At 66.1% G+C, this 26,526-nt stretch carries 20 protein-coding genes, 1 pseudogene and 1 riboswitch; of the genes and pseudogenes, 13 read left to right on the forward strand and 8 right to left on the reverse strand.

All coding sequences use genetic code 11. The features are described from left to right. A partial coding sequence (gene pks2, locus AC5Y21_RS24645; RefSeq protein ID WP_499916526.1) for a sulfolipid-1 biosynthesis phthioceranic/hydroxyphthioceranic acid synthase occupies positions 1-4,371 on the reverse strand: 4,371 nt, incomplete at its 3' end. Between the two features lie 286 nt (positions 4,372-4,657). Here pks2 and AC5Y21_RS24650 point away from each other — a divergent pair. The 8 genes from AC5Y21_RS24650 (at position 4,658) to ileS (ending at position 16,820) form a co-directional block, all read left to right on the forward strand. Further along, positions 4,658-6,397, forward strand: coding sequence for an AMP-binding protein (locus AC5Y21_RS24650; RefSeq protein WP_499916528.1), 1,740 nt, complete (start codon positions 4,658-4,660; stop codon positions 6,395-6,397). A 236-nt stretch (positions 6,398-6,633) separates the two neighbouring features. Then, on the forward strand, positions 6,634-8,091 hold the full coding sequence (locus tag AC5Y21_RS24655; RefSeq protein WP_499916530.1) for an MFS transporter: 1,458 nt from the start codon (positions 6,634-6,636) through the stop codon (positions 8,089-8,091). Between the two features lie 79 nt (positions 8,092-8,170). Next, the gene (locus AC5Y21_RS24660; protein ID WP_499916532.1) at positions 8,171-9,895 is read left to right on the forward strand and encodes an AMP-binding protein; all 1,725 of its coding nucleotides are present in this window, start codon (positions 8,171-8,173) and stop codon (positions 9,893-9,895) included. A gap of 108 nt (positions 9,896-10,003) precedes the next feature. Continuing rightward, positions 10,004-10,585 carry a carboxymuconolactone decarboxylase family protein gene (locus AC5Y21_RS24665; RefSeq protein WP_499916533.1) on the forward strand — a complete coding sequence of 194 codons (582 nt, stop codon included), beginning with the start codon at positions 10,004-10,006 and terminating at the stop codon, positions 10,583-10,585. Positions 10,586-10,790: 205 nt separating this feature from the next. Then, on the forward strand, positions 10,791-11,918 hold the full coding sequence (locus AC5Y21_RS24670; protein WP_499916536.1) for an NAD(P)H-dependent flavin oxidoreductase: 1,128 nt from the start codon (positions 10,791-10,793) through the stop codon (positions 11,916-11,918). Continuing rightward, a complete protein-coding gene (locus AC5Y21_RS24675; RefSeq protein ID WP_499916538.1) occupies positions 11,915-12,580 on the forward strand; it encodes a TetR/AcrR family transcriptional regulator in 666 nt (221 codons plus the stop codon). The genes AC5Y21_RS24670 and AC5Y21_RS24675 overlap by 4 nt, the downstream gene beginning before the upstream one ends. Positions 12,581-12,655: 75 nt before the next feature. Further along, a riboswitch (M-box (ykoK) riboswitch) is annotated at positions 12,656-12,825 on the forward strand. Positions 12,826-13,125: 300 nt separating this feature from the next. Beyond that, positions 13,126-13,353 carry an Rv1535 family protein gene (locus tag AC5Y21_RS24680; protein WP_499916540.1) on the forward strand — a complete coding sequence of 76 codons (228 nt, stop codon included), beginning with the start codon at positions 13,126-13,128 and terminating at the stop codon, positions 13,351-13,353. A 308-nt stretch (positions 13,354-13,661) separates the two neighbouring features. Beyond that, on the forward strand, positions 13,662-16,820 hold the full coding sequence (gene ileS, locus AC5Y21_RS24685; protein ID WP_499916542.1) for an isoleucine--tRNA ligase: 3,159 nt from the start codon (positions 13,662-13,664) through the stop codon (positions 16,818-16,820). Here ileS and AC5Y21_RS24690 read toward each other — a convergent pair. Then, positions 16,810-17,331 (reverse strand): hypothetical protein, encoded by a 522-nt coding sequence (locus AC5Y21_RS24690; protein WP_499916544.1) that lies wholly within the window; start codon positions 17,329-17,331, stop codon positions 16,810-16,812. The two genes, ileS and AC5Y21_RS24690, sit on opposite strands and share 11 nt — an antisense overlap. After that, positions 17,331-17,900 carry a class I SAM-dependent methyltransferase gene (locus tag AC5Y21_RS24695; protein ID WP_499916546.1) on the reverse strand — a complete coding sequence of 190 codons (570 nt, stop codon included), beginning with the start codon at positions 17,898-17,900 and terminating at the stop codon, positions 17,331-17,333. The genes AC5Y21_RS24690 and AC5Y21_RS24695 overlap by 1 nt, the downstream gene beginning before the upstream one ends. Positions 17,901-17,997: 97 nt before the next feature. Here AC5Y21_RS24695 and AC5Y21_RS24700 point away from each other — a divergent pair, with 97 nt between their 5' ends. Continuing rightward, positions 17,998-19,410: a DNA polymerase IV gene (locus tag AC5Y21_RS24700; RefSeq protein WP_499916548.1), complete on the forward strand. Its 1,413-nt coding sequence runs from the start codon at positions 17,998-18,000 to the stop codon at positions 19,408-19,410. Here AC5Y21_RS24700 and AC5Y21_RS24705 read toward each other — a convergent pair. Both AC5Y21_RS24705 and AC5Y21_RS24710 read right to left on the reverse strand, forming a co-directional pair. Then, positions 19,375-20,313 (reverse strand): asparaginase, encoded by a 939-nt coding sequence (locus tag AC5Y21_RS24705; RefSeq protein ID WP_499916550.1) that lies wholly within the window; start codon positions 20,311-20,313, stop codon positions 19,375-19,377. The two genes, AC5Y21_RS24700 and AC5Y21_RS24705, sit on opposite strands and share 36 nt — an antisense overlap. 102 nt (positions 20,314-20,415) lie before the next feature. Further along, positions 20,416-20,522: pseudogene (locus AC5Y21_RS24710) on the reverse strand (hypothetical protein); the annotation flags it as partial. Between the two features lie 17 nt (positions 20,523-20,539). Between AC5Y21_RS24710 and lspA the strand changes: the two are divergent. Next, positions 20,540-21,166 (forward strand): signal peptidase II, encoded by a 627-nt coding sequence (gene lspA / locus AC5Y21_RS24715; RefSeq protein WP_499916553.1) that lies wholly within the window; start codon positions 20,540-20,542, stop codon positions 21,164-21,166. Further along, positions 21,163-22,089 carry an RluA family pseudouridine synthase gene (locus AC5Y21_RS24720; RefSeq protein WP_499916555.1) on the forward strand — a complete coding sequence of 309 codons (927 nt, stop codon included), beginning with the start codon at positions 21,163-21,165 and terminating at the stop codon, positions 22,087-22,089. Before lspA ends, AC5Y21_RS24720 begins: the two co-directional genes overlap by 4 nt. A gap of 8 nt (positions 22,090-22,097) precedes the next feature. Here the strand turns inward: AC5Y21_RS24720 and AC5Y21_RS24725 are convergent, their stop codons facing one another. From AC5Y21_RS24725 to AC5Y21_RS24735, 3 genes are all read right to left on the reverse strand, one after another. Next, on the reverse strand, positions 22,098-22,856 hold the full coding sequence (locus tag AC5Y21_RS24725) for a class I SAM-dependent methyltransferase (RefSeq protein WP_499916557.1): 759 nt from the start codon (positions 22,854-22,856) through the stop codon (positions 22,098-22,100). A 21-nt stretch (positions 22,857-22,877) separates the two neighbouring features. Continuing rightward, complete coding sequence (locus AC5Y21_RS24730; protein ID WP_499916559.1) at positions 22,878-23,870, reverse strand: Ldh family oxidoreductase; 993 nt, start codon at positions 23,868-23,870, stop codon at positions 22,878-22,880. Positions 23,871-24,008: 138 nt separating this feature from the next. Continuing rightward, the gene (locus tag AC5Y21_RS24735; protein WP_499916577.1) at positions 24,009-24,419 is read right to left on the reverse strand and encodes a group I truncated hemoglobin; all 411 of its coding nucleotides are present in this window, start codon (positions 24,417-24,419) and stop codon (positions 24,009-24,011) included. 280 nt (positions 24,420-24,699) lie between these two features. Between AC5Y21_RS24735 and AC5Y21_RS24740 the strand changes: the two genes are divergently transcribed. Further along, entirely contained in the window at positions 24,700-25,716 is a 1,017-nt protein-coding gene (locus AC5Y21_RS24740; protein ID WP_499916561.1) for an SDR family NAD(P)-dependent oxidoreductase, read from the forward strand. A 4-nt stretch (positions 25,717-25,720) separates the two neighbouring features. After that, positions 25,721-26,524: an SDR family NAD(P)-dependent oxidoreductase gene (locus tag AC5Y21_RS24745; protein ID WP_499916562.1), complete on the forward strand. Its 804-nt coding sequence runs from the start codon at positions 25,721-25,723 to the stop codon at positions 26,522-26,524. The last annotated feature ends 2 nt before the right edge of the window (positions 26,525-26,526 follow it).

The following is a 26,526-nucleotide window of genomic DNA, read 5'->3' on the forward strand; positions in this document are numbered from 1 at the left end:
GACCGCGACCTCGATCTGGCCCGGCCCGGGTGGAATCCGGTCGCAGGCAACAAGTTCCAAAGTTTCCAGATCCCCCGGCGTGCGGATCTGCAGACGCATCCCCTCCCGCTGATGATCCACCACCGTCGTGCGCCGCTCCTCAGCACGCAACGGACCAGGCAACAACCTCGCCACATACCACGCACCGTCACGCCAAGCGGTTTCGTCCTCTTTGGACCCGCTGAGCAGTTGTCGCGCCAGCTGCTCGCCGTCAGTGGCTTCGTCCACGTCGATCTGGCTGGTGCTCAGGTGCAGATGCTCGACGGCGATCACCCTCAACAAACCCCGCAGTCCGGCCTGTTCCAGGTTGGCGACGTCACCGTCCAGCACGGTTTGGGCGTTGCGGGTTACCACATAAATACGAGGCGATTCGCCTGGGATCTCCGGCAATTCGCGGGTGATATGCACCAGATGCTGCACATATTCGCGGCCCAGTAGCGGCGACTGGTCAACGGCATCAACGTTTTTCGGCCCGGTGAGGATCACCAGACCGCTGAATTCACCGTCGCTCAGCAGATTTCCGAGCTGTTCCCCGTTCGGCGGCTGGTCGGCTTTCAGGGGCCAGCACACAGTGGTGCATTTGGCGCCATGATTTTGCAGCGCGTCGGTCAACCCGGTTTCGAGCGCATCCGCGGTGGCGGTGGTGCTGATCAGTAGCCAGTTTCCGGCGTCGGTGGATTCCGGTTCGGGTAGTTGGTGTGACCGCCATTCGACACTCAACAGCCGCTCGGCAAACGCGCGATCATAGTGGCCGCGTGCGGAGGCGCTGGTGCCCAATTGCAGTCCGGCAACGCTCAACAGCACCGACCCGTGCTCGTCGAGCACCTCGAGGTCAGCCTCGATCCCGGAAGTGTCGGCTTTGGTTACCCGCGTGCAGCAGTAGCGCGCGCTGCGGGCAGGACCGTAGCTGCGGAGCCGGCGGATACCCAATGGCAGCCCCAGCGCACCGTCGCCCAGAGCCTGGACATAGGGATGGGCCTCAACGGACTGGAAACAGGCATCCAGCAACGCCGGGTGCACGCCGTAAGCACCTTGCTGCGTTCGGATTTCGCCGGGTAGCGCGACCTCGGCCAGCACGGTGTCGGATGACTCGTCGCCGGTATACACCGCGCTGAGACCGGTGAACGCGGGGCCATACTGGACACCGCGCTGGTCCATGCGCTTGCGCACGTCGTCGCCGTCCTCGCGGCGTGGATGAGCGGCGAGCAGGGCGGATGCCTCCCGCGCAGGCGGCTGCTCATCGTGTGCGGCATGGAGGACTGCGGTAGCGAGCCTCGCTTGCTCGCCCTCTTGATTCGCCTCGACTGTGAAGTCGACGACGCCCGGCGCTTCGACGGATGCGACCGCACCGACCGCGGTCTGTTCTTCGAGCAGCAGTGCCTGCTCGAAGCGGATGTCCCGGACCTCGCAAGTCTCGCCCAGCACGGCGCCCGCGGCCGCCAGCGCCATCTCGCAATACGCCGCCCCCGGAAGCACAGCCGCATTGCTGACCTGGTGATCGCCCAGCCAGGGCTGTGCGGCGGTGCCGACCTCGCCCTGCCACACGTGGCGCTCCGGTTCCTCCGGCAGACGCACATGCTGGCCCAGCAGCGGATGCACCGAAACAATGCAACCACCCTGTGCTGGGGATTCCTGACCGTCCTGCCCCAACCACAGCCGGCGGTGCGTCCACGTGGGCAGCGGCGCATCCACCAGCCGCCCATTCGGATAGAGCACCGAGAAGTCGACCACCGCGCCCGCACCGTACAGATCCGCCACGAAGCCACGCAGCCCGTGCGGAAGTTCTTGTTCGCGGCGCATACCGGCCAGCGTGGCCACCGGCATGTCGAGGCTTCGCGCGTTCTGCTCGACGGCAGCGGTCAGCAGCGGATGCGGCGCCAGCTCCGCGAACACGCGGTAGCCGTCTTCCAAAGCGGCCCGAACCGCGGCGGCGAACCGGACCGTGTTGCGCAGATTGTCCGACCAGTACCAGGCATCGCACACCGGCTGCTCGCGCGGGTCGAACCCGGTCGCCGAATAGAAGGGGACTTCCGGTGTCAGCGGGTGGATCTCGGCGAGTGCGTCGGCCAGCTCGTCGAGGATCGGATCGACTTGAGGCGAATGCGACGCTACATCGACGGCGATCTCGCGGGCCATCACCTCGCGCTGCTCCCAGGCCGCGATCAGCTCGCGAATCGTCTCGGGGTCGCCGCCGATCACGGTGGACTGCGGCGAAGCCACCACCGCTACCACGACGTCCTTGACGCGGCGGCCTACCAGCTCCGAAAGTACTTGCTGGGCAGGCAATTCCACCGAAGCCATGGCGCCGGAACCGGCGATCGTCGACATCAGCCGCGAGCGGCGGCAGATGACTCGAACGCCGTCTTCCAGCGACAGCGCGCCCGCGACCACCGCTGCCGCGGTCTCACCCATGGAGTGGCCGATCACCGCGCCCGGACGCACCCCGTACGCCTTCATCGTGGCGGCGAGGGCTACCTGCATGGTGAACAGCGTCGGTTGGATCCGGTCAATACCGGTCACGGTCTGCGGTGCCGACATCGCCTCGGTGACGGAGAACCCGGACTCGTGGGCGATCAGCGGCTCGGCCTGAGCGACAGTAGCGGCGAACACCGGTTCGGCCGCCAGCAGCTCGGCACCCATCTGCGCCCACTGCGAGCCCTGCCCGGAGAACACCCATACCGGGCCCTTGTCATCGCGCCCGACCGCGGCCGGATAGGGGACATCCGCCCCGGCGGCCTCGCGCAAGGCCGCCGTCAGACTCTCCGGGCTGTCGGCGATGACCGTCGTGCGAACCGGCCGGTGTCCGCGCCGGCGCGCCAAGGTGTAGGCCAAGTCCGCCAACTCGACCTCGTTATGTGCTTGCACCCAGTCGGCCAACCGGCCGGCGCTGTGGCGCAGTTCGTCGGCCGAGGTGGACGACAGCGGGAACAACAGCGGCCCGTCCGGGGTCTCCGTCGACGCCGCTGAGATGACCTCGGGCACAGCGGCTTCGGGAGCTTGCTCCAAAACCGCATGGACGTTGGTGCCGGAGAGACCGTACGACGACACCGCGGCCCGCCGGGGGTGCCGGCCGTCGCCGGGCCACTCGGAGAGCTGTTGTGGCACAAAGAGTTTAGTGTCGATCCGGGCCATCTCGTCAGGCAGACGGGTGAAGTGCAGATTCTGCGGGACCACGCCGTGCTGCAGCGCGAGTATCGCCTTCATCAGCCCGAGGGCTCCGGAGGCGGACTGGGTGTGCCCGAAATTCGTCTTCACCGCCGTCAGGGCGCACGGGCCGTCGGTGCCGTAGACCTGGGAAAGGCTGGTGTACTCGATCGGGTCACCGACGGGGGTGCCCGGGCCGTGCGCCTCCACCATGCCGACGGTCTGCGGGTCCACGCCCGCCGCCGCCAACGCGGCGCGGTAAACCGCGGTCTGGGCTTTCACCGACGGCGTGGCGATGTTTATGGTGTGGCCGTCCTGGTTGGCGGCGGTGCCACGTACCACCGCCAGGATGCGGTCGCCGTCGCGCAGCGCATCCGGCAATCGCTTGAGCAGCAGCACCGCACAAGCCTCGCCCGATACGTACCCGTCGGCCGCGACGTCGAAGGCATGGCACCGCCCGGTGGGCGACAGCATGCCCTGCGCCGACCCCGCGGCGAACTTGCGCGGTTCAAGCATCACGAACGCGCCGCCGGCCAGGGCCAGGTCGGTTTCGCCGTCGTTCAGGCTGCGACAGCCCATGTGCACTGCGAGCAGGCTGGACGAGCACGCGGAGTCAACTGTGAGCGCGGGACCGTGCACGCCCAGGGCGTAGGCGATCCGACCGGACGCCATGCTGAAAGTGTTGCCCTGGAACCCATACGGGCCCTCCATGGCCTTCGAGTCGGCGCCCACCAGCTGGTAGTCGAAATGCGTCAGTCCGACAAACACGCCCGTCAGTGACTCGGTCATCGCTTCCCGCGTAAGACCGGCGTGTTCCATGGCCTCCCAGGAGGTTTCCAGCAACAACCGGTGCTGCGGGTCGAGCGCGGTCGCCTCGCGCTCGTTGATTCCGAAGAATTCGGCGTCGAAACCGGAAACGTCGTCGAGGAACCCGCCCCATTTGCACACGGACCGCCCCGGGATCCCGGGCTCGGGGTCGTAGTACTCGTCGGCGTCCCAGCGGTCGGGCGGGACCTCGGTGACCAGGTCGTCGCCGCGCAGCAAGGCTTCCCACAGCCGTTCGGGTGAGTCGATGCCGCCCGGGAGCCGGCACGCCATGCCGATAACCGCTACGGGACCCACAGGTGTGGTCCCCGCAGCGCGCAAAGCATTAACCGAAGCCGCGCCACGCACGACGTCAGAATCCATCCCGGCTCCTCACAGGAACGACCAAGTAGCCCTCTCCGCTGCCCTTGAGCAGGGGGTGGCACCTCCCCGGCTACCTACGGTCTCTACGGCTGCAGAATTACCTGCCTCCTATCGTGTTCGTACTGTAGGCGATGGGTGCTCTATGCGTGCTCGATTCCATCGAAGCGTTACCGACGAGTCCGCTGGTCAGCGACGATACCGCCGACCCCCGACTTTGCCCTGGCCAGCCGTTAATTAACTTGTCATTTCGACCCCGCGGCGGCTACGGCCACGGTAATCTGGCCCGGTGGTTGAGACTACCGTTCCGGCTGTGCTGCGCGAGCGCGCCAGCCTACAGCCGGATGACACGGCTTTCACCTTTGTCGATTACGAGCATGACTGGGACGGGGTGCCCGAGAGCCTGACGTGGTCGCAGCTGTACCGGCGGACGCTGAACGTTGCCCGGAAGCTCAAAGAATGCGGCGCGATGGGTGACCGCGCCGTCATATTGGCACCTCAGGGGCTCGACTACATCGTCGCGTTTCTCGGCGCATTGGAAGCGGGACTGATCGCGGTTCCGCTTTCGGTTCCGCTGGGCGGTGTCAGCGACGAGCGGGTCAGCTCGGTGCTGCGTGACTCGTCGCCGACCGTCGTTCTCACCACGTCCTCCGTCGCGGGCATCGTGGCCGACTATGTCAAGTCGCAGGCCGACGGGTCCGCTGTTCCCGTCATCGAGGTTGACCTGCTGGATCTGGACGCCCCGGCAGGATCCGGTGGCCGACGCGGCAATCTCCCGGAGACGGCGTATTTGCAATACACGTCCGGGTCGACCCGCCTGCCGGCCGGAGTCATGATCTCGCACCGAAACCTGGTGGCCAATTTCGAGCAGATCATGTCCGACTACTTCGTGGAATTCGGAAGCGTTGCCCCGCCGGACATGACGATTGTTTCGTGGCTGCCGTTCTATCACGACATGGGTTTGGTCCTGGGAGTTTGCGCACCGGTTCTGGGCGGCTTTCGCACTGTGTTGACGAGTCCGGTGGCGTTTTTGCAACGGCCGGCCCGATGGATTGAATTGCTGGCAAAGAATAGTCACGCGTTTTCCGCGGCGCCGAACTTCGCCTTTGAATTGGCGGCACGGAAAACCTCAGACGGGGACATGGCCGGGCTGGACCTCGGGGACGTGCTGGTCATCCTCAGTGGCAGCGAGCGGGTGCACCCTGCGACGCTGCGGCGTTTCAACAAGCGGTTTTCGCGCTTTAACTTGCCTGCCACCGCGATTCGGCCGTCGTACGGGCTCGCGGAAGCAACGGTGTACGCGGCGACCCGCAACCCGGCTCAACCACCCCATATCGTGCACTTCGATTCCGGGAAGCTGTCCGTCGGCTGTGCGGAGCGCTGTGAAATCGAAACCGGTACACCGCTGGTCAGCTACGGGGTGCCGCGATCGCCGCTGATCCGCATCGTCAACCCGGAAACCCGCATCGAGTGCCCCGAGGGAACGGCGGGCGAAATATGGGTGCATGGCGGCAATGTCGCTCTGGGCTACTGGCAGAAACCGCAAGAGACTGAGCGCACCTTCGGCGATCGGCTTGTCATGCCCTCTGTCGGCATGCCCGAAGGGCCTTGGCTGAGAACCGGCGACCGGGGATTTTTCTCCGAAGGGGAGCTGTTCATCATCGGTCGCATCAAGGATCTATTGATCGTCTACGGGCGTAACCACTCACCCGATGACATCGAGGCGACCATCCAGGAGATCACGCGGGGACGCTGCGCAGCGATCGCGGTTTCGGACGATCATACGGAGCAGCTTGTCGCCATCATCGAAGTCAGGCACCGCGGCGACTCACACGAGGAGGCGGCCGACAAACTCGTCGCCGTCAAACGTGACGTCACCTCGGCGATATCGAACTCGCACGGACTGGGTGTCGCGGATCTGGTTGTGGTCCCGCCCGGTTCGATTCCGATCACCACCAGTGGCAAGGTCAGGCGAGCGGCGTGCGTCGAGCATTACCGCGACGGGCGATTCGCCCGCTTGGACGCCTAGCCGATCAGGCCGAATCACGCCGGGCCACACTGGATTCTGCGTCCAGCAATAGAGGTTGAGCGTCGGGGATTCATGGAACGACGGCGGCGCAGCGCGCGCTTCCTGTAGCGTTGCCCGCTATGGTTGGGGGCGCTCATCGACCCAGGGCGGGGACGATTTCACTAGATGAATTGACCCGCGGCACAAGCGACCTTGAGGCCCGTCGTAGCGACCGCGTCGCGCGTAAGAAGGCGGCCATGCCCGCTGGGATGCCGCGGGGCCGGGTCATCGCCGCGATAATCGCGCTCGGCAGCACCGAGTTGATGGCGTCGGTGGAGCTCACCATCGGGATAGTGGCGCTTCCCAGGATCCAGAATGAGCTGAACCTGTCGGCCGCGGGGCGGAACTGGGTGGTGTTCGCCACCCTGTTGACCTGCAACGGGTTGATCCTGGTCGGCGGTCGTCTGGGTGACACGATCGGCCGCAAGCGCGCGTTCATCATCGGCACCGCGCTGTCCACCTTCTCATCGGTGATGTCTGCGGTCGCGTGGGACGGGGGCAGCCTCATCGTGTCGCGGCTGCTGAAGGGTGTGTCGATCGCGATACTCGCACCGACGTGTCTGGCCCTGGTGGCGACCACGTTCCCGAAGGGCCGGCTACGCAATGTTGCGATGGCGGTGCTGACCGCGATGGGCAGTATCGGCTCGGTGGTGGGGCTGGTGGTGGGCGGGATCATTACCGAGGTGTCGTGGCGGCTGGCGGTTTTTATCAGCGCGCCGATCGGGCTGCTGGCGCTCTACCTGGCTCACATCGCGCTTCGAGAAACACAGAAGGAGCGGATGAAGCTCGACGTCACGGGGGCTGTGCTGGCCACGATGGGCTTCACAGCGGTGGTTTTCTGCTTCTCGATGCAGTCGGAGAAGGGATTACTCTCGGCCAGCACAATCGGATCAGGCGTGGTGGCTCTGCTGGCTTTCGTCGCGTTCGCCGTGGTAGAGCGCAGGGCAGAGAACCCGGTCTTGCCCTTCAACTTGTTCTTGGACCGGAATCGGCTGGCCACGTTCGCGGCGCTCTTTCTCACCGGCGGAGTGACGACGTCCCTGATGCTGGTGGTCACCGTGTATGTGCAGGACATCATGGGCTACAACACGCTGCAATCGGGCCTCAGCTTCATCCCGTTCGTCATCGCGGCGGCCGTCGGTCTGGGCGCGGCTTCGCGGCTGGTGATGTGGTTCCCGCCGCGGGTTGTGGTGGTCGTCGGCACCATTCTGGTGCTCGGCGGCGTGCTGTACGGGTCGGCGCTCAACCGCCACGCTCCGTACTTTCCGAACCTGGCGGTGCCGATCGTCGTGGGCGGCGTCGGTGTCGCCATGATCATCGTGCCGCTGACGCTGTCGGTGATCGCCAGCGTCGGCGCCGACCGCATCGGGCCCACATCGGCGATCGCGGTGGTCCTGCAGGGTCTCGGCGCGCCGGTGGTGCTGGCCGTCATCCAGGCCGCCATCACCTGGCGCACGTTGTCTCTTGGGGGCACCACCGGGCCGGCGAAGTTCATGAACGCCGCCCAATTGCACGCGCTGGACCGCGGCTACACTTACGGCCTGCTGTGGCTGGCCGGCGTCGTCTTCCTGCTCGGCGTGGTCGCGCTGTTCATCGGCTACACCGCGCAGGAGGTTGCGCGGGCGCAGGAGGCCAAAAACGCCGCGGAGCTGTAGCTCGTGGCCTTGCTGTTTCGAAGCTGTTTGGAAGCTGTTTCGAACATCCGGCGGCGATGGCTGCGGTAACCTCAGGCACGTGTTCGAGACGTCCATTCCGGCTGTATTGCGCGAGCGCGCCAGTTTTCAGCCAAATGACCCCGCGTTCACGTTTATTGACTACGAGCACAATTGGGACGGCGTAACCGAGAGCCTCACTTGGTATCAGACGTACCGGCGAACTTTGAATGTTGCACACGAGCTCAGCCGGTGTGCGTCCAGCGGTGACCGGGCCGTGATCTTGGCCCCGCAGGGGCTGGACTACATCGCCGCATTTTTCGGAGCATTGCAGGCCGGGCTTGTCGCGGTCCCGCTGTCGGTTCCGATGGGCGGCGCCCACGACGAGCGGGTTCACTCGGTCCTGCATGACACATCGCCGTCGGTCATCCTCACGACATCCGCAGTCGTCAGCGATGTCGCCAAGTATGCGCAGCCCCAGAACGGTGATGCCGCTCCGTCGGTCATAGAAATCGACTTGCTGGACCTGGACTCCAGACCAGACTCCGATCGGGACGGCGATTGGCCCGATACCGCCTACCTGCAATACACCTCCGGGTCGACTCGTCGGCCGGCCGGCGTCATGATCTCGTATCGGAACGTCCTGGCCAATTTCCAGCAATGGATGCGCGACTACTTCGCGGAGCCACCCGGGACAGACATGACCCTTGTGTCGTGGCTGCCGTTCTACCACGACATGGGTTTGATGCTGGGAATCTGCAAACCGGTGCTGGGGGGCTTTCACGCGGTGCTCACCAGTCCGGTGGCATTCCTGCAGCGGCCGGGTCGCTGGATGCAATTGATGGCGAGCAATAGTCGCGCCGCCACCGCAGGCCCGAACTTCGCCTTTGAATTGGCGGTGCGAAAGACGACCGACGAGGACATGGCCGGGCTCGATCTCGGCGACGTGGTGGGATTCGCCAGCGGTAGCGAACGGATACACGCGGCGACGCTGCGGCGCTTCACCGAGCGGTTCGCCAAGTTCAACCTGGACCACACGATGCTTCGTCCCTCGTATGGGCTCGCCGAGGCAACTGTGTATGTGGCGACCCGCGTACCGGGCGAGCCACCACGGATCGTCCGCTTCGACGCCGAGGCGTTGTCGGCGGGGCATGCGAAGCGATGTGCCAGCGCAGGGACCGCGCTAGTCAGTTATGGGGTGCCCCGGTCGCCGATGGTGCGGATCGTCGATCCCGAGGCCAGGACTGAGCGTCCGGATGCAACGACCGGTGAGATCTGGGTGCACGGCGACAATGTCGCGATGGGGTATTGGCGGAAACCCGAACAGACCGAGGAAACGTTTCGTGCGAAACTTGTCGACCCTTCGCCGGGTACCCCCGAAGGGCCGTGGCTGCGAACCGGCGATCTGGGTTTCTTGTCCGACGGTGAGCTTTTCATCATGGGTCGCATCAAGGATCTGTTGATCGTCTACGGGCGCAACCACTCTCCCGACGACATCGAGGCGACCATCCAGGAGATCACCCGGGGCCGCTGTGTGGCGATAGCAGTTCCCGACAAGGACACCGAAAAGCTGGTCGCCATCATCGAATTCAAGAACCGCGGCGACTCTCAGCAGGATGCGTCGGAGAAGCTGGTGGCCGTCAAACGTGAAGTCGCGTCGGCGGTATCCAATTCGCATGGCCTCGGCGTGGCGGATCTCGTTGTGGTAGCGCCTGGTTCGATTCCCATCACCACCAGCGGGAAGGTCCGGCGAGCGGCCTGCGTCGAGCAGTACCGGCAGAATCAGTTCGCCCGCTTGGACGCTTAGGCACTGGCCGAATGTGCCGGCATGTCTGACGCCGCGGTGGCGCGGCCCGCTGGCTACCATGGCCGGTGAACGCGACGCCGTCCCGCCAGTACACGGAGTGCTCACGCCATGACCTCACCCGAGAAGCCGGCCCGCGTGCCCCTGTTGCCGCTCGACGAGGCCAAGGCCGCCGCTGACGAGGCGGGCGTGCCCGACTACATGGCCGAGCTCAGCATCTTCCAGGTGCTGCTGAACCACCCGAAACTGGCGCGGACTTTCAACGACATGCTCGCCACCATGCTGTGGCACGGTGCGCTCGACCCGCGGTTGCGTGAGTTGGTGATCATGCGGATCGGTTGGCTCACCGGCTGCGACTACGAGTGGACGCAACATTGGCGGGTCGCCTCCGGCCTCGGTGTGTCGGCCGAGGATCTGCTCGGGGTCCGCGACTGGCAGGGATATGACGCGTTCGGTCCCGCCGAGCGGGCCGTGCTGGCGGCCACCGACGACGTGGTGCGCGACGGTGTGGTAAGCGCTGCGAGCTGGACGGCCTGCGAGCACGAATTACACTGCGACACAACGGTGCTCATTGAGCTTGTCACGGCGATAGGTGCCTGGCGAATGGTCGCCTCGATGCTGCGCAGTCTCGAGGTTCCGCTGGAGGAGGGCGTGTCCAGCTGGCCGCCCGACGGCCAGGCGCCCCGAGCGTGACGTTGCAGGCACGCTCGGCCGCCCGACGGTCAGGCGCCCCGAACGTGACGTTGCAGGCACGCTCGGCCCGCCCGACGGCCAGGCGCCCCGAGCGTGACGTTGCAGGCACGCTCGGCCGCCAGCGTGACTGCACCGTCACGCTCGGCGGGCCCGGCGAGGCTCGGCCATGATTGACATATCAATCAGTAACTCTTAGCGTCTTGCAATGCGCACCCGAGTCGCCGAGATGCTCGGCGTTGAGTTTCCTATCTGCGCCTTCAGCCACTGCCGCGATGTCGTGGCCGCCGTGTCCAACGCCGGCGGCTTCGGGGTTCTCGGCGCTGTCGCGCACAGTCCCGATCGGCTGGAGAACGAACTGGTCTGGATCGAGGAGCAGACGGGCGGCAAGCCGTACGGGGTCGACTTGCTGTTGCCGCCCAAGTACGTCGGGGCCGAACGCGGAGGGATCGACGCGCAACAGGTCGGCGAGCTGCTGCCCGAGGAGCACCGCGCGTTTCTCGACGACATGCTGGTTCGCTACGGCATCGCGGTGCCGGCCGATGCCGAACGACAGCCATCCGGGCGCGGGCTGAACATCTCGCCCAAGGGATACCAGCCGCTGCTCGACGTGGCCTTCGCCCACGACATCAGGTTGATCGCCAGTGCGCTCGGGCCGCCGCCGGCGGATCTGGTTCAGCGCGCTCACGACAACGGCGTCCTGGTCGCCGCGCTGGCCGGCACTACTCAGCACGCGCGACGGCACGCCGCGGCGGGCGTCGACCTGATCGTCGCGCAAGGCACCGAGGCCGGTGGTCACACCGGCGAGGTGGCGACCATGGTCCTGGTGCCCGAAATCGTGGATGCCGTGGCGCCGACGCCCGTGCTGGCCGCGGGCGGGATCGCCCGCGGCCGTCAGATCGCCGCGTCCCTGGCCCTGGGCGCTGAGGGGGTGTGGTGCGGGTCGGTATGGCTGACCACCGAGGAAGCCGAAACGCCGCCGGTGGTCAAGGACAAGTTCCTGGCCGCCAGTTCGTCGGACACGGTGCGGTCGCGGTCGATGACGGGCAAGCCGGCGCGGATGCTGCGCACGGCCTGGACCGACGAGTGGGACCGGCCCGACAGCCCCCAGCCGCTGGGTATGCCGCTGCAGACGGCGTTGATCACCGAGTCGCAGGTGCGCATCAATCAGGCCGCCGGCCATCCGGACGCCAAGGCACGTGAGCTGGCGACGTATTTCGTCGGGCAGGTCGTCGGATCACTGGATCGGGTCCGGCCGACGCGTGCGGTGGTGCTGGACATGGTCGAGGAGTTCATCGACACCATCGGGCGCCTCGAGGGCTTAGTGGATAAGTGAGCACCACTACCCGCCGGCGCCGCGCGGTCAGTGACGAGGACAAGTCGCAGCGGCGCGACGAGATCATGGCGGCAGCCAAAGAAGTATTTGCCCGCAAGGGTTTTCACGCTACGACCATCGCCGACATCGCCAAGCAGGCGGGGTTGGCCTACGGCTCGGTCTACTGGTACTTCGACTCGAAGGAAGAGCTGTTCCACGCGTTGATGGCCGTTCAGGAGGTCGCGTTGCGCGCGCGGATCGCGGCGGCGCTGGGCGGGCTGCCCGACAACACCGGGGGAGCGGCGGCGTTCCGGGCGTTGCTCACGACCGCTGTGCAGGCGACGTTCGAGTTCTTCGAAGCCGACAAAGCGACGGTGAAACTGCTCTTCCGCGACGCCTACGCGCTAGGCGACCGGTTCGAAAAGCACCTCGGCGGTATCTACGAGCGGTTCATCGACGACATCGACACCATCATCGTGGCTGCTCAGAAGCGCGGCGAGATGGTGTCCGCCCCGCCCCGGATGGTGGCGTACACGCTGGCCGCGCTGGTCGGCCAGCTGGCACATCGGCGCCTGCGCACCGACGACGACGTCAGCGCGGCTCAGGTGGCCGACTTCGTCGTTTCGCTGGTACTCGACGGCCTGCGTCCCCGAACAAGCGTGGTCAAAGGCCGTCGAGACTGAAAAAACCTTAAAGAATCCAAAACAGGCTTCGGAAGAGTTTGACCGAGCACGTCGGGTGGTGCATCATCGGTCGGGTAAGCACCTCGTTAGGTGAGGCGGCTACACGAACATAGGCCACTGACCCCGAACGTCGAAAGACGCCCCGGGTCAGGACAGCTCCTCCCGGCTTAAGGGTTGAGCCCAGGTGGCTTCCGGTTTACCGGACACGTCGTGTGGTGCCAAAACTCTGACGAGAGGGGTGCCGGTTTCCGACAGTCGTCGGATCTCTGTACTCCTTTGTGCGCGCCTAGATCGTGCGGGTGACCGCGCGTCGTGACCGTGAGGGAGGTGAGGGACGCATGAGTTCCAGTGATAGTCCGGGTCGATATCCGGACTGTGTTTCGTCCCGATCCGTTCTGCGGCGCGACATTCTCAGCGTTCTTAGCGTTCTCAGCTGAGCCGTCACAGCCAGGTCCGCCTTCTTGGATCGGAACCACTACGGGACGAACTACGTCAGTTCAAGTCAGTCCACTAGTGCTCGTTCGATCTACCACCAGGAGGCGATCATGACCGCTGCTCTCTACGACGAAGTAGCCGTAACCGCCGCGCCCAAGCTGCACGTGGTGCGCGACGGATCCGACATCCAGGCGCCGGCGCCCAAGAAGGTGCGTCGCGTCGAGAACCGGCCTTACGGCGACCCGCTGGTCGACGGGGCTGCCCGGTTGCTCAGCATTCCCGTGCGCCACGTGTACGCGGCCCTGCTGCGCATCGGTGTGCTCGAAGTCCAGGGCTAGTGCCATGGATGGCGAGCAGACGCAAAATCCCCTATTTCGTCCCGGAATTGGGGATTTTGTGTCTGCTCGGCATAGGACGGCTGTCGCGATTTGCGGCGCTCAGTAGAATCTGTGCATCGGCGTCGATCCGGCATCACCGGGGAGCCTTCGGAAGAACAGCTCTAAAGCCCAGTAGAACCGAACGGGTAGGCCCGTCACAGCCTTGAACGAGTGGCCGCGCGACAGCGTGGCAAGCGGGGTGGTACCGCGGCGCTCGCGCGCAGGGCGCGTCGTCGTCCCCGTGCCTGCACCGATGGCACAGGAGACGGATGAGCGACACCGCCTACCCACGTACCGAGCTGGGCGCCGATCAGCGCGGCGGCTCCCCGGATTTCCCCGCGCTGGAAGCCCAGGTTCTCGACTACTGGTTCCATGACGACACGTTCCGGGCCAGCATCGCCCGCCGCGATGGTGCCCAAGAATACGTGTTCTACGACGGACCTCCGTTCGCCAACGGTCTGCCGCACTACGGACACCTGCTCACCGGCTATGTCAAGGACATCGTGCCGCGGTACCGCACCATGCGCGGCTACAAGGTGGACCGCCGATTTGGCTGGGATACGCACGGACTGCCGGCCGAGCTCGAGGTCGAGCGCCAGCTGGGCATCACCGACAAATCCCAGATCGATGAGATGGGGATCGCGGCGTTCAACGATGCTTGCCGTGCATCGGTGCTGCGCTACACCGACGAATGGCAGACGTATGTGACCCGGCAGGCCCGCTGGGTCGACTTCGACAACGACTACAAAACGCTCGACCTGAGCTACATGGAGTCGGTGATCTGGGCATTCAAGCAGCTGTGGGACAAGGGCCTGACCTACGAGGGCTACCGGGTGTTGCCCTACTGCTGGCGTGACGAGACCCCGCTGTCCAATCACGAACTGCGGATGGACGACGACGTCTACCAGAGCCGCCAAGATCCAGCTCTCACAGTCGGATTCAAAGTGGTAGGCGGGCAACCAGATGAGCTGGGCGGCGCGCACCTCCTCGTATGGACGACCACGCCCTGGACGCTGCCGTCGAACCTCGCCGTGGCCGTCCACCCGGACGTGACCTACGTGCAAGTCCGGGTAGGGGAGCGCCGTTTCGTGCTGGCTGAGGCGCGGCTGGGCGCCTATGCCCGCGAGCTGGGCTTCGAACAAGGAGAGGCGCCCGAGGTGCTCGGAAGCTATCGCGGCGGCGACCTGCTGGGCCTGCGATACCTGCCGCCGTTCCCGTATTTCATGGACTCGCCCAATGCTTTTCAGGTGCTGCCGGGAGACTTCGTGACCACTGAGGACGGCACCGGCATCGTGCATATGGCGCCGGCCTACGGCGAAGACGACATGGTGATCGCCGAGAAGGCCGGCATCGTGCCGGTCACTCCGGTCGATGCCAAGGGTCGCTTCGACGCCACCGTCCCGGATTACCAGGGGCAGCGGGTTTTCGACGCCAACCCGCAGATCATCCGTGACCTGAAGAACCAAAGCGGCCCGGCGGCTGCGAACGCCCCCGTGCTGGTCCGCCACGAAACTTACGAGCACCCTTACCCACACTGCTGGCGGTGCCGCAATCCGCTGATCTACCGGGCGGTGTCGTCGTGGTTCGTTGCGGTGACCGAGTTCCGCGACCGCATGGTGGAGCTGAACCAGCAGATCACCTGGTATCCCGAACACGTCAGGGACGGCCAGTTCGGCAAGTGGCTGGAGGGCGCGCGCGATTGGTCGATCTCACGAAACCGCTACTGGGGCACGCCAATTCCGGTCTGGAAGTCCGACGATCCAACCTATCCGCGTATCGATGTGTACGGCAGCCTCGACGAGCTGGAGCGCGACTTCGGGGTGCGGCCCACCAACCTGCACCGGCCCTACATCGACGAGCTCACCCGTCCCAACCCCGACGACCCGACCGGACGCAGCACGATGCGCCGGATCCCCGACGTGCTTGACGTCTGGTTCGACTCGGGTTCCATGCCCTATGCGCAGGTGCACTACCCGTTCGAGAACGAGGATTGGTTCAACAGCCATTACCCTGGCGACTTCATCGTGGAGTACATCGGGCAGACGCGCGGCTGGTTCTACCTGCTCCACGTGTTGGCCACGGCGCTGTTCGACCGGCCATCGTTTAAAACCTGTGTGGCGCATGGGATTGTGCAGGGCTCCGATGGTCAGAAGATGAGCAAGTCGCTACGCAACTACCCGGACGTCTACGAGGTCTACGACCGAGACGGCGCCGATGCGATGCGGTGGTTCCTGGTAGCCTCGCCAATCCTGCGCGGCGGCAACCTGATCGTCACCGAACAGGGCATCCGCGAAGGCGTGCGACAGGTGCTGCTGCCGCTGTGGAACGCCTACAGCTTCCTGGGCCTGTATGCGCCGAAAGTCGGTGTCTGGCGCACCGATTCGAAGCACGTGCTGGATCGCTACATCCTGGCCAAGCTGGCTGTGCTGTGCGGCGGCCTCACCGATGCGATGGAGGTCTGCGACATCTCCGGAGCCTGCGAGCAACTCCGCCAGTTCACTGAGGCGTTGACGAATTGGTATGTGCGGCGGTCGCGTTCGCGGTTCTGGGACGAGGACGCCGATGCTATCGACACTCTGCACACCGTGCTGGAAGTGACGGCGCGGCTGGCCGCGCCGCTGCTGCCGCTAGCCACCGAGGCCATCTGGCGCGGCCTCACCGGTGAGCGGTCGGTGCACCTGACGGATTGGCCTGATGCCGACGAGCTGCCCGCCGACCCGCAGCTGGTCGCCGCAATGGATCAGGTCCGTGAAGTGTGTTCGGCCGCGTCGTCGCTGCGCAAGGCCAAAAAGCTGCGGGTCCGTCTCCCGTTGCCGAAACTTACCGTGGCAGTGGAGGATCCGGAGAGCCTGAAGCCGTTCACCGACCTGATCGGCGACGAGCTCAACGTCAAGAAGGTTGAGTTGACCGACGCGATCGACACCTACGGGCGGTTCGAGCTCGCCGTCAACGCGCGAGTGGCCGGGCCGCGGCTGGGCAAGGATGTGCAGGCGGCAATCAAGGCGGTCAAGGCCGGCGAGGGCGTCGTCAACCCCGACGGCACCCTGACCGCCGGTCCCGCGGTGCTGCAACCCGAGGAGTACAGCTCGCGGCTGGTGGCCGCCGACCCCGAGTTCACCGCGGCCTTGCCCGGCGGGGCGGGTCTGGTCGTGTTGGACGGCACGGTCACTCCGGAGCTGGAGGCCGAGGGTTGGGCCAAGGACCGGATCCGTGAGCTGCAGGAGTTGCGTAAGTCGACCGGGCTGGACGTCTCCGATCGGATCCGCGTGCTGATGTGGGTGCCCGACGAGCGGGCCGACTGGGCACGCACCCACCGCGACCTGATCGCCGGCGAGGTCCTGGCTACCGCCTTCGAGTTCGGGGAGCCCGGCGATGCGACGGAGATCGGCGACGGCGTGCGGGTGGCAATCCAAAAAGTTAAGGCGTGAGCGGATGGTGTGATCGGCTGCGTGATTGCAGTGCACGGTGGGCATGCGGCCAGAACGGCATGCCGGCGACCACCGTGGCACCGGTAGCGATCAGGCCGACTGCGACGTCGACGCTCTCGCGTCCGTCGGCTGCCCAGTAGACGTCTTCGAGTTCCAGCAGAAGAGCGAGCTCGTCGACGATCATCGCGTTGGCCGCACCGAATGCGACCGCGGCGGCGGGGTGGCGCCGTTGCTTTTCGGTTCCGCGGAGGCCGACGGCTGCCACCGTCATCAGCAACGCGATACCGATGTTGTAATGGTGGAAGTGCTTGCCGCCCAGTGTGACACCGCCGCCTTCCGGGCCGTGGCCGGCACGGATCCAGTGAGTGAGCGTGCGCAGTCCGATGAACGTGAGGGTGAAAGACAACCAGGCCAGAACCGTCGCCTGTTCACCGGGGTTGAGCTGCTTGCCCCATTGGTGGCGCAGCCGCGCCCAGCGTGATTCCGCCGTGTTGCCCGGCTCGGTCTCCATTAGCCGGCCTTGATCGCGCGCCAACGCTGCCGGCCCGCACCGACTTTGACGACAACGTCCTCAAAGCCCGCTGCGCGCAAGCGATCCGGCAATGTCTCGGGCGGAATCGGGTTACAGGTGTCGCGGAAGTGCATGATGCGGAACATCAGCGACGGCACCCCGTCGCTGCCGGCAAAGACGCCTCCGGGCCGCAGCACCCGAAAGGCTTCGCCGAACAACCGGTCCTGCAGTTCCGCGGTTGGCACGTGATGCAGCATGGTGAACGACACCACCGAGCTGAACTCGTTGGCGGGCAACCCGGTATCGGTGCCGTCGCCGTTGATGATGCGCGCCCGGTCTCCGTACAGTTCCTGCAGCCGCTGCGCCATCGGCGTGTCGATCTCGACCGCGGTGAGGTTTGGCGTCTTGTCGATCAGCACCCGCAGGAATGCTCCGTAACCTGGCCCGATTTCCAGGGTGTTGTCGCCTAGCTCCACGTCGGCGAGGACCGTCGGCAGCATGTGGTCTTCGACTTCCTTCGCCCACCGATTCGAACTGCAGCACAGCCGGTGACAGAGGTTCATTGCCATAGCAAGAACGGTAGCTGGCCGAGCAGACGCAAAAGCACCCAATTTCGCGACGAGTCGGGGGCTTTTGCGTCTGCTCGCCCCAATAGCATTACCGGCTGTGGAGTCCCGTTGGGTGCTGCACCTAGACATGGACGCGTTCTTCGCCTCCGTCGAGCAACTCACCCGGCCGACGCTGCATGGGCGACCGGTGCTGGTGGGCGGTTTGGGCGGCCGCGGTGTGGTGGCCGGCGCGAGCTATGAGGCTCGGGTGTTCGGGGCCCGGTCGGCCATGCCGATGCACCAGGCCCGACGGCTGGTCGGCGTGACTGCGGTCGTGTTGCCGCCGCGCGGCGTGGTGTACGGCGTGGCAAGCCGGCGGGTCTTCGACACCGTGCGCAGCCTGGTGCCCGTCGTGGAGCAGCTGTCGTTCGACGAGGCCTTCGGGGAACCGCCCCAGCTGGCCGGTGCGTCGGTCGAGGATGTCGAGGGCTTCTGTGAAAACCTGCGGCGGCGGGTGCGCGAAGAGACCGGACTGGTTGCCTCGGTGGGCGCGGGCTCGGGCAAGCAGATCGCCAAGATCGCTTCCGGCCTGGCCAAACCCGACGGCGTCCGGGTGGTCGGCCGCACCGAAGAGCAGTTGCTGCTCAGCGGGTTGCCGGTGCGCCGGCTGTGGGGCATCGGCCCGGTCGCCGAGGAGAAGCTGCACCGGCTCGGTATCGAGACCATCGGCCAGCTGGCCGCGCTGACCGACGCCGAAGTGGCCAACATCCTGGGCGCAACGATCGGGACCGCACTGCACCGGCTGGCCCGAGGTATCGATGACCGCCCCGTCGCCGAGCGTGCCGAGGCCAAGCAGATCAGCGCCGAGTCCACCTTTGCCGTCGACCTGACCACCCTGGAGCAGTTGCGTGAAGCCATCGACCCGATCGCCGAGCATGCGCATCAGCGGCTGCTGCGCGACGGCCGCGGCGCCCGCACCGTCACGGTGAAGCTGAAGAAATCCGACATGAGCACGCTCACCCGGTCGGCGACGATGCCCTACCCCACGACCGAGGCGGGCACGCTTATTGCGGTGGCCCGGCGGCTGCTGCTCGATCCGCTGCAGATCGGTCCAATCCGGCTGCTCGGCGTTGGCTTTTCGGGCCTCAGCGATGTGCACCAGGAGTCGCTGTTCCCGGACTTGGAACTGTCCGGGTTCCAGCCTCAGTCAGAACATGAGGTCGCGACCGCAACGGCCGCCATGTTCGCACCGGGTCCTGAAGTCTCACAGTGGCGCGTCGGCGACGACGTCGTCCATCGCGAGTTCGGGCACGGCTGGGTGCAGGGGGCGGGCCACGGCGTCGTCACCGTCCGGTTCGAAACCCGCAGCTCGGGGCCTGGGCCCGCCCGCACGTTCCCGGTCGACAACTGCGATATCGCCGGCGCCAATCCGGTCGACAGCCTGGACTGGCCGGACTACGTTGGCACCCTTCGGCAGGAGGAGCCGACCGAAAGTTCAGCCCCAGCGGTCGAGGATGCCGGCGACGGGTAACTCCGCGGCCAGCGCGGCCATCAACAGCACCCGGGCCTGGGATGGTGCCAACAGCGGCACCATCAGCGCACCGGCCGCAACCAGGTCATGACCCGGACCGTAACCTGCGCTGACCCGCCCGCCGCACACCCGGGTGGACACCGCGATCACGATCCCCTCGCGGCAGTGACGGCGCACCCCGTCGATCACCTCGGCTCCGGCATTGCCCGACCCCACCGCCTCTAACACCACCGCACGCGCCCCTGCGGCCACACAGGCATCCAGCGCCACCGCGTCACTGCCCGGGTACGCGGCCACGATGTCGACCCGCGGCGCGTCGCGGGCGCTCACATCGCCGACATAAGGGCGCGTCTTGGCCTTGAGCGTGACCTTGTCCGAAACCGTGCCGAGTGTCTCGCCGGCGAACCCGCTCAGGTCCGGGGTGGCAGCCTTCCGGAGGCCCAACGGTTGCATAACCCGGCCGGCGAAACACACCAATACGCCCTGGCCACGGGCATCCGCGCTGGCCGCGAGGGTCAACGCGGCGCGCAGATTGGCGGGACCATCAGCGTCGGGGGCATCGGCGCTGCGCATGGCACCGGTCAATACGACCGGGGCGGTGCCCGCGTAGGTCAACTCGAGCCACAGCGCGGTCTCCTCGAGGGTGTCGGTCCCATGGGTGATGACGACTCCGTCGGCGCCGGCATCGATCGCCATCTGCAGCGCAGCGCGCATCCGGTCCCAATCGGCCGGTGTCAGCTCAGAGCTGTCGAGCGACATCAGGTCGACTATTTCGATGTCGAGACCGCCATCTACTAAGCCCGCCATCAGCTCCGCACCGCCGTGGCTGGGCCGACGGACCCCGTCGGCCCCGGTGCTGGTGGCAATCGTGCCTCCGGTGGTGATGACGGTGACGCGGGCCATGCTGGGATCTTCGCGCACGCTGCCGGTCGCGGCCGATCGCGGGGTCGTCCATGCTGTATCGGCGACAGCCCGGCTGCGCCGCGCTCGCGATCACCACTGGGCCGAATGGTGGCGACCCGCTTCGCCCGGCTGCGCCGCGCTCGCGATCACCACTGGGTCTGATGGTGGCGACCCGCTTCGCCCGGCTGCGCCGCGCTCGCGATCACCACTGGGGGATGATGGGGGAGTGCCTGACGAACCAACAGGATCGGCGGAGCCGGTGACTGAGAACGACGCGGCCGGGGAAGCTGAGTCTTCCGCGTCGCAGAGTCCTCAGAATCCTCCGAGGCGGCTGCGCCTGCTGTTGTCCGTCGCGGCGGTCGTGCTGACGCTGGACATCGTCACCAAGGTGCTCGCCGTGCGGCTGCTGCCCCCGGGTCAGCCGGTGTCGATCATCGGTGACACGGTGACCTGGACTTTGGTGCGCAACTCGGGGGCAGCGTTCTCGATGGCGACCGGATACACCTGGGTGTTGACGTTGATCGCCACCGGGGTGGTGGTCGGCATCTTCTGGATGGGCCGGCGGCTGGTGTCGCCGTGGTGGGCGCTGGGACTCGGGATGATCCTTGGCGGCGCCATGGGCAACCTGGTCGACCGCTTTTTCCGGGCGCCCGGGCCGCTGCGGGGGCATGTCGTGGACTTTTTGTCGGTCGGGTGGTGGCCGGTCTTCAACGTCGCCGATCCGTCCGTCGTCGGCGGGGCCATCCTGCTGGTCGTGCTGTCCGTCTTCGGCTTCGACTTCGACACGGTGGGCCGGCGTAAAGCCGACGCGGGTGAGGCCGACCAAGACGCCGACAGCCGGCGGCGCGTGTGACTGACCGCTCGATGCTGGTCCCGGAGGGTTTGGCCGGCATGCGCGTTGACGCCGGTCTTGCCCGCCTGCTGGGGTTGTCCCGCAGCGCCGCGGCGGCTCTCGCCGAGGACGGCGGCGTCGAACTCGACGGTGTGCAGGCCGGAAAATCCGACCGCCTTAACTCCGGTGCCTTTCTGCAGGTGCGGCTGCCCGAGCCGGTGGCGCCGCCGGAGAACACGCCCGTCGACATCGAGGGCATGACGATTTTGTATTCCGACGACGACATCGTCGCCGTCGACAAACCGGCCGCGGTGGCCGCGCACGCGTCGGTCGGCTGGACGGGTCCCACGGTGCTCGGCGGCTTGGCCGCCGTCGGTTACCGGATCACCACATCGGGTGTGCACGAGCGGCAAGGGATCGTGCACCGCCTCGACGTCGGCACCTCGGGCGTGATGGTGGTGGCGCTCTCCGAGCGCGCATACACCGTGCTGAAGCGGGCTTTCAAGCAACGCACGGTGGAGAAGCGTTATCACGCGCTAGTGCAGGGACATCCGGATCCGTCCAGCGGGACGATCGACGCACCCATCGGCCGGCGCCGCGGACACGAATGGAAGTTCGCGGTCACCAAGAACGGCCGGCACAGCATCACCCACTACGACACTGTCGAAGCCTTCGTCGCCGCCAGCCTGCTTGATGTGCAGCTGGAAACCGGCCGCACTCACCAGATCCGGGTGCATTTCGCCGCACTGCATCACCCCTGCTGCGGTGACCTCGTCTACGGGGCCGATCCGACGCTGGCCAAAAAGCTTGGCCTGCAACGTCAATGGCTGCACGCGCGGTCGCTGGCATTCGCCCATCCGGCCGATGGCCGGCGAATGGAGATCGTCAGCCCATACCCACCCGATTTGGAACACGCGCTCGGCGTCCTGCGCGGCGAGCACTGACCGCCGGATCAGCCGGGCTTTCGGGCCTCAACGAGGACTCGCGTGGCGTGAGCGACGAAGGGGCCTTCGGACTCGATGCGGTCGTGGAGTTCCCGCAGCTTCGGGCGAAAGCGCTGCACGCTGAACTCCGGAACGGGCCAAATCACCTTGCGTAGGAAGTAGATAACGGCGCCGACGTCGAAGAACTCTGCGCGCAGCCGTTCCATGCGCATGTCGATGACGTGCAGTCCGGCGCCGCACGCCGCTGTACGTTCGTTGTCCGGGTGACGGCGGGCCCAGGCTTCCGGTTGCGGCCCGATGAAGTACTCGACCAGCTCCGCCATCGAAGCGGGCCCGATGTGCTGCGCCAGGTAGGTGCCGCCAGGACGCAGTACCCGCGCGATCTCGGTCCACCACACGATGTTGGGGTGGCGGCTGGTGACCAGGTCGAAAGCCTCGTCGGCGAAGGGCAGCGGCGGCTCGTCTCGAATCCGCACGACGACCACGCCGCGCGGGTGCAGCAGCTGGGTCGCCAGCGCCGCATTGGGCGGCCAAGCCTCGGCGGCGGCCATGGTTGGCGGAAATTTCTCCGCCCCCGCCAGCACCTCCCCGCCGCCGGTCTGAACGTCCAGTGCGGCCGACGCGGCGGCCAGCCGGCGGCTCATCAGCCGCTGGTAGCCCCAGGATGGTCGTTGCTCGGTCGCGCGGCCGTCGAGCCAGGAAAAATCCCAGCCGTCCACCGATGTCGTATCGGCATCGGCCACCAGTTCCTCGAATGTGGGCGCCATGCAGGCATTGTCACCCGGGAACTAGACAGCGAGGGCGGTGAGCTCAGATATGGGACCAACGACGCCGAGCATCGTGGCGACCGAGGACAGCACATCCGCGGTCCGCGCGTCCAGCTGAACAGCCTGCGGCAAACCTTCGTGCTGCGCATCGCTGGGCGTGGCAGCCTGAACGCCGCCCAACAGATCGGCCAGGCCGGCGCTGACGTCGCCTTGGCCGGCGAAGGCGCTCGGATCCAGCGCGATCAGCAGGTGACCCACGCCCCGGCTCTGCCCGGCGGCGTCGTCGTCCGCCTGCGATGGCTGCCCGTCCAATGGCGCCCCGGTCAGCACACCGCCGAACAGCGCCACCGCCGCGGCCAGGCCGTGTCCTTGGTGGCTGCTACCGAACAGCGGTTGGACGCCGTCGTCGGAGGCTTCCCGCGATGCGGCCGAACTGACCGCAATGCCGACCAGCCCGTCTCGAGCAAGTTGGCGGGTGTAGACCGAGGCAGCACCGAAATCGTGGGAGTTACGAACAGCGACGGCGGCCACGCCGAATTTTGCGGCGCGCTTGGCAGCCAATCCGGCGGCAGCCAGCCCGGCAACAACACCGAGCGCGCCGTCGGCGTCGATCAGCACGCCCGCGCCACGGTCGGAAACGACGCTGATCATGGCCGTCGCGTCGGCGGCCCCGGTGGCCAGCTCGTCCAGATACTGCGGGAGCAACCCCAACCCGTGGGTGTCGATCCCGCGCAGGGAAGCGTCTACCAGCGCGTCGGCCACCTGTTGGGCGTCGGTGGCGCACAGTCCGGCATCGGCGAGAGCGGCCCGGGCAAGCAAGCGAGCCTCGTCCTCATCGATCAGCAGGGTCTCCCGCTGCGGCGGCAGGGCACCGGTGCGTGGGACGCGGGTTGCGGCCGGCGCCGGGGCGTCGACCTCGTCGCGATACACCTCCACATGGGAGCCAGGTCCGAAGAAAAGACGGTCATTTGTGCAGTAGGGGCGTAGTTGGGGGCGGTCCAAAACGTCGGGCATCAATGCCGTGTCACCTCTCTCGCGTCGGCTTTCTCCGATGGAGAACCCCAGGTTGCCACCACCCCCTTGACGGATTCTTAGCGAATCCTTGATGGATTCTTGGAACGGGGCGCACGCAAGTTTTGGACGAAGCTCGGCTCAGATTCCGGCGGCGGTCGTTTCACTCGACGCGATATCGGTTGCCAATGGCGCGATGAGACCGAGTATTTCGGTGACCGTCTCGGCGGGGACGCCGGCCGCGGTAAGGGCATCACTCAGGTGCCCGGCGACCAGGTTGAAGTGGTGCATGGTGATGCCGCGACCCTGATGCACCTGCTTCATCGGTGCTCCGGTGTACGGCTCGGGGCCGCCGAGAGCGGCGGCGAAGAACTCCGCCTGCTTGCCTCTGAGACGATTCATATTCGTTCCGGAGAAGAAGCCCGACAGTTGCTCATCAGCCAGCACTCGAACGTAGAAGTCGGCGACGACGACTTCAATCGCCTCGTGTCCGCCGATCCGGTCGTAGATGCTGGCCGGCGGGGCCTTGCGAAAACGCGACAATATCCCCATTGGCCGCGGCGATATTCGCATTGAAATAGTGGAGCATATTCCCATTGGGGTAGTGCAGCATTTGACCATTGCGCATCGGTTAGAGCGCGATCACGCCCGGATTATTCGGTGTAACAAGCGGATTGCACACGTGTTCGTCAAGGTCCGGCCGGGACGGCACCCGTCGGGCCTCATGACGTCATTCGGTACCGATTAGCCGGATGATGACTTAGGTTGGCACTATGACCTGTGTCACACCCACAGCCGCCCCGCGGGGCAAAACCGTCAGGAGCCACAGCCGATGAATCTCGGTGATCTAGCGAACTTGGTCGAGAAGCCGTTCGCGACGATGTCCAACATCGTCAACACCCCGAACTCGGCTGGGCGGTATCGGCCCTTCTATCTGAGGAATTTGCTCGACGTGGTGCAGGGTCGGACACTGAGCGACGCGGTCGAAGGCAAGACCGTGCTGATCACGGGTGGATCGTCTGGCATCGGTGAGGCCGCCGCGAAAAAGATCGCGGAAGCCGGTGGGACGGTGGTGCTGGTGGCGCGCACCCTGGAGAACCTCGAAAAGGTCGCCGACGAGATCCGCGACGAAGGCGGGGCGGCGCACTACTACTCATGCGACCTGTCCGACATGGACGCGATCGCAGCGATGGCCGACAAGGTGCTCGCCGACCTGGGTGGCGTCGACGTTCTGATCAACAACGCGGGCCGATCGATTCGGCGTTCGTTGGAGCTGTCCTATGACCGGATCCACGACTACCAGCGGACAATTCAGCTGAACTACCTCGGTGCGGTTCAGCTCATTCTGAAGTTCATCCCCGGTATGCGGGAACGCGGTTTCGGGCACATCGTCAATGTCTCCTCGGTGGGTGTGCAGACCCGCGCGCCACGCTTCGGCGCCTACATCGCCAGCAAGGCCGCGCTGGACAGCCTCTGCGACGCCTTGCAAGCCGAAACCGTGAACGAACATGTCCGTTTCACCACCGTGCACATGGCATTGGTGCGAACGCCGATGATCAGCCCGACCACGATGTACGACAAATTCCCGACCCTGACGCCGGACCAGGCCGCAGGTGTGATCGCCGACGCGATCGTGCATCGGCCCCGCCGCGCCAGTTCGCCGTTCGGACAGTTCGCTGCCATGGCCGACGCGGTCAACCCGGCGGTGATGGACCGGGTACGCAACCGCGCGTTCGCCATGTTCCAGGACTCAGCCGCGGCCAAAGGAGGCGAATCCGCAACCGACAGCTCGGATTTCGACAGACGCAGTCAAACGTTCCTGCAAGCGACCCGAGGGATACATTGGTGACCTTATGAGCCTTCCGAAGCCGAACAGCCAGACAACCGTCGTCATCACCGGTGCCTCCTCAGGCATCGGTTCCGAATTGGCCCGCGGCCTCGCCCGGCGCGGTTTCCCGCTACTGCTGGTCGCGCGGCGCCGTGAGCGTCTCGACGAACTCGCCAACGAGGTGGGCAAGGAATACTCGGTCGGTGTCGAGGTCTTGCCGCTCGACCTCAGCGATCCCCAGGGCCGCGGGAAGCTGGCTGACCGGCTCCGCACCCAGGAGATCGCCGGGCTGTGCAACAGTGCCGGCTTCGGCACCAGCGGGGTGTTCCATGAGTTGCCGGTCGAACGCGAGAGTGAGGAAGTCACACTCAACGCGCTGGTGCTGATGGAGATGACCCACGCGGCCCTGCCGGGCATGGTGCAGCGGGGTGCCGGTGCGGTGCTGAACATCGCGTCGATCGCCGGATTCCAGCCGATGCCCTTCATGGCGGTGTATTCGGCCACTAAGGCCTTTGTGCAGACCTTCTCGGAAGCCATCCACGAGGAGTTGCACGGTACGGGCGTCTCGGTCACATCCCTGTGCCCCGGGCCGGTGCCGACGGAGTGGGCCGAGATCGCCAACGCGGAGCGGTTCAGCATTCCCCTGGCCCAGGTCTCGCCGAAGGACGTCGCCGAGGCCGCCATCGGGGGAATGCTCGCCGGCCGGCGCAGCGTGGTGCCGGGCGTGGTGCCCAAATTCGTCAGCACCGGCGGCAGATACGTGCCACGCACCCTGCTCCTGCCCGCGATCCGGATCGGCAACCGGCTGCGCGGCTCACAGGGTCGCTGAAC

Source organism: Mycobacterium sp. NGS41, assembly GCF_059812725.1.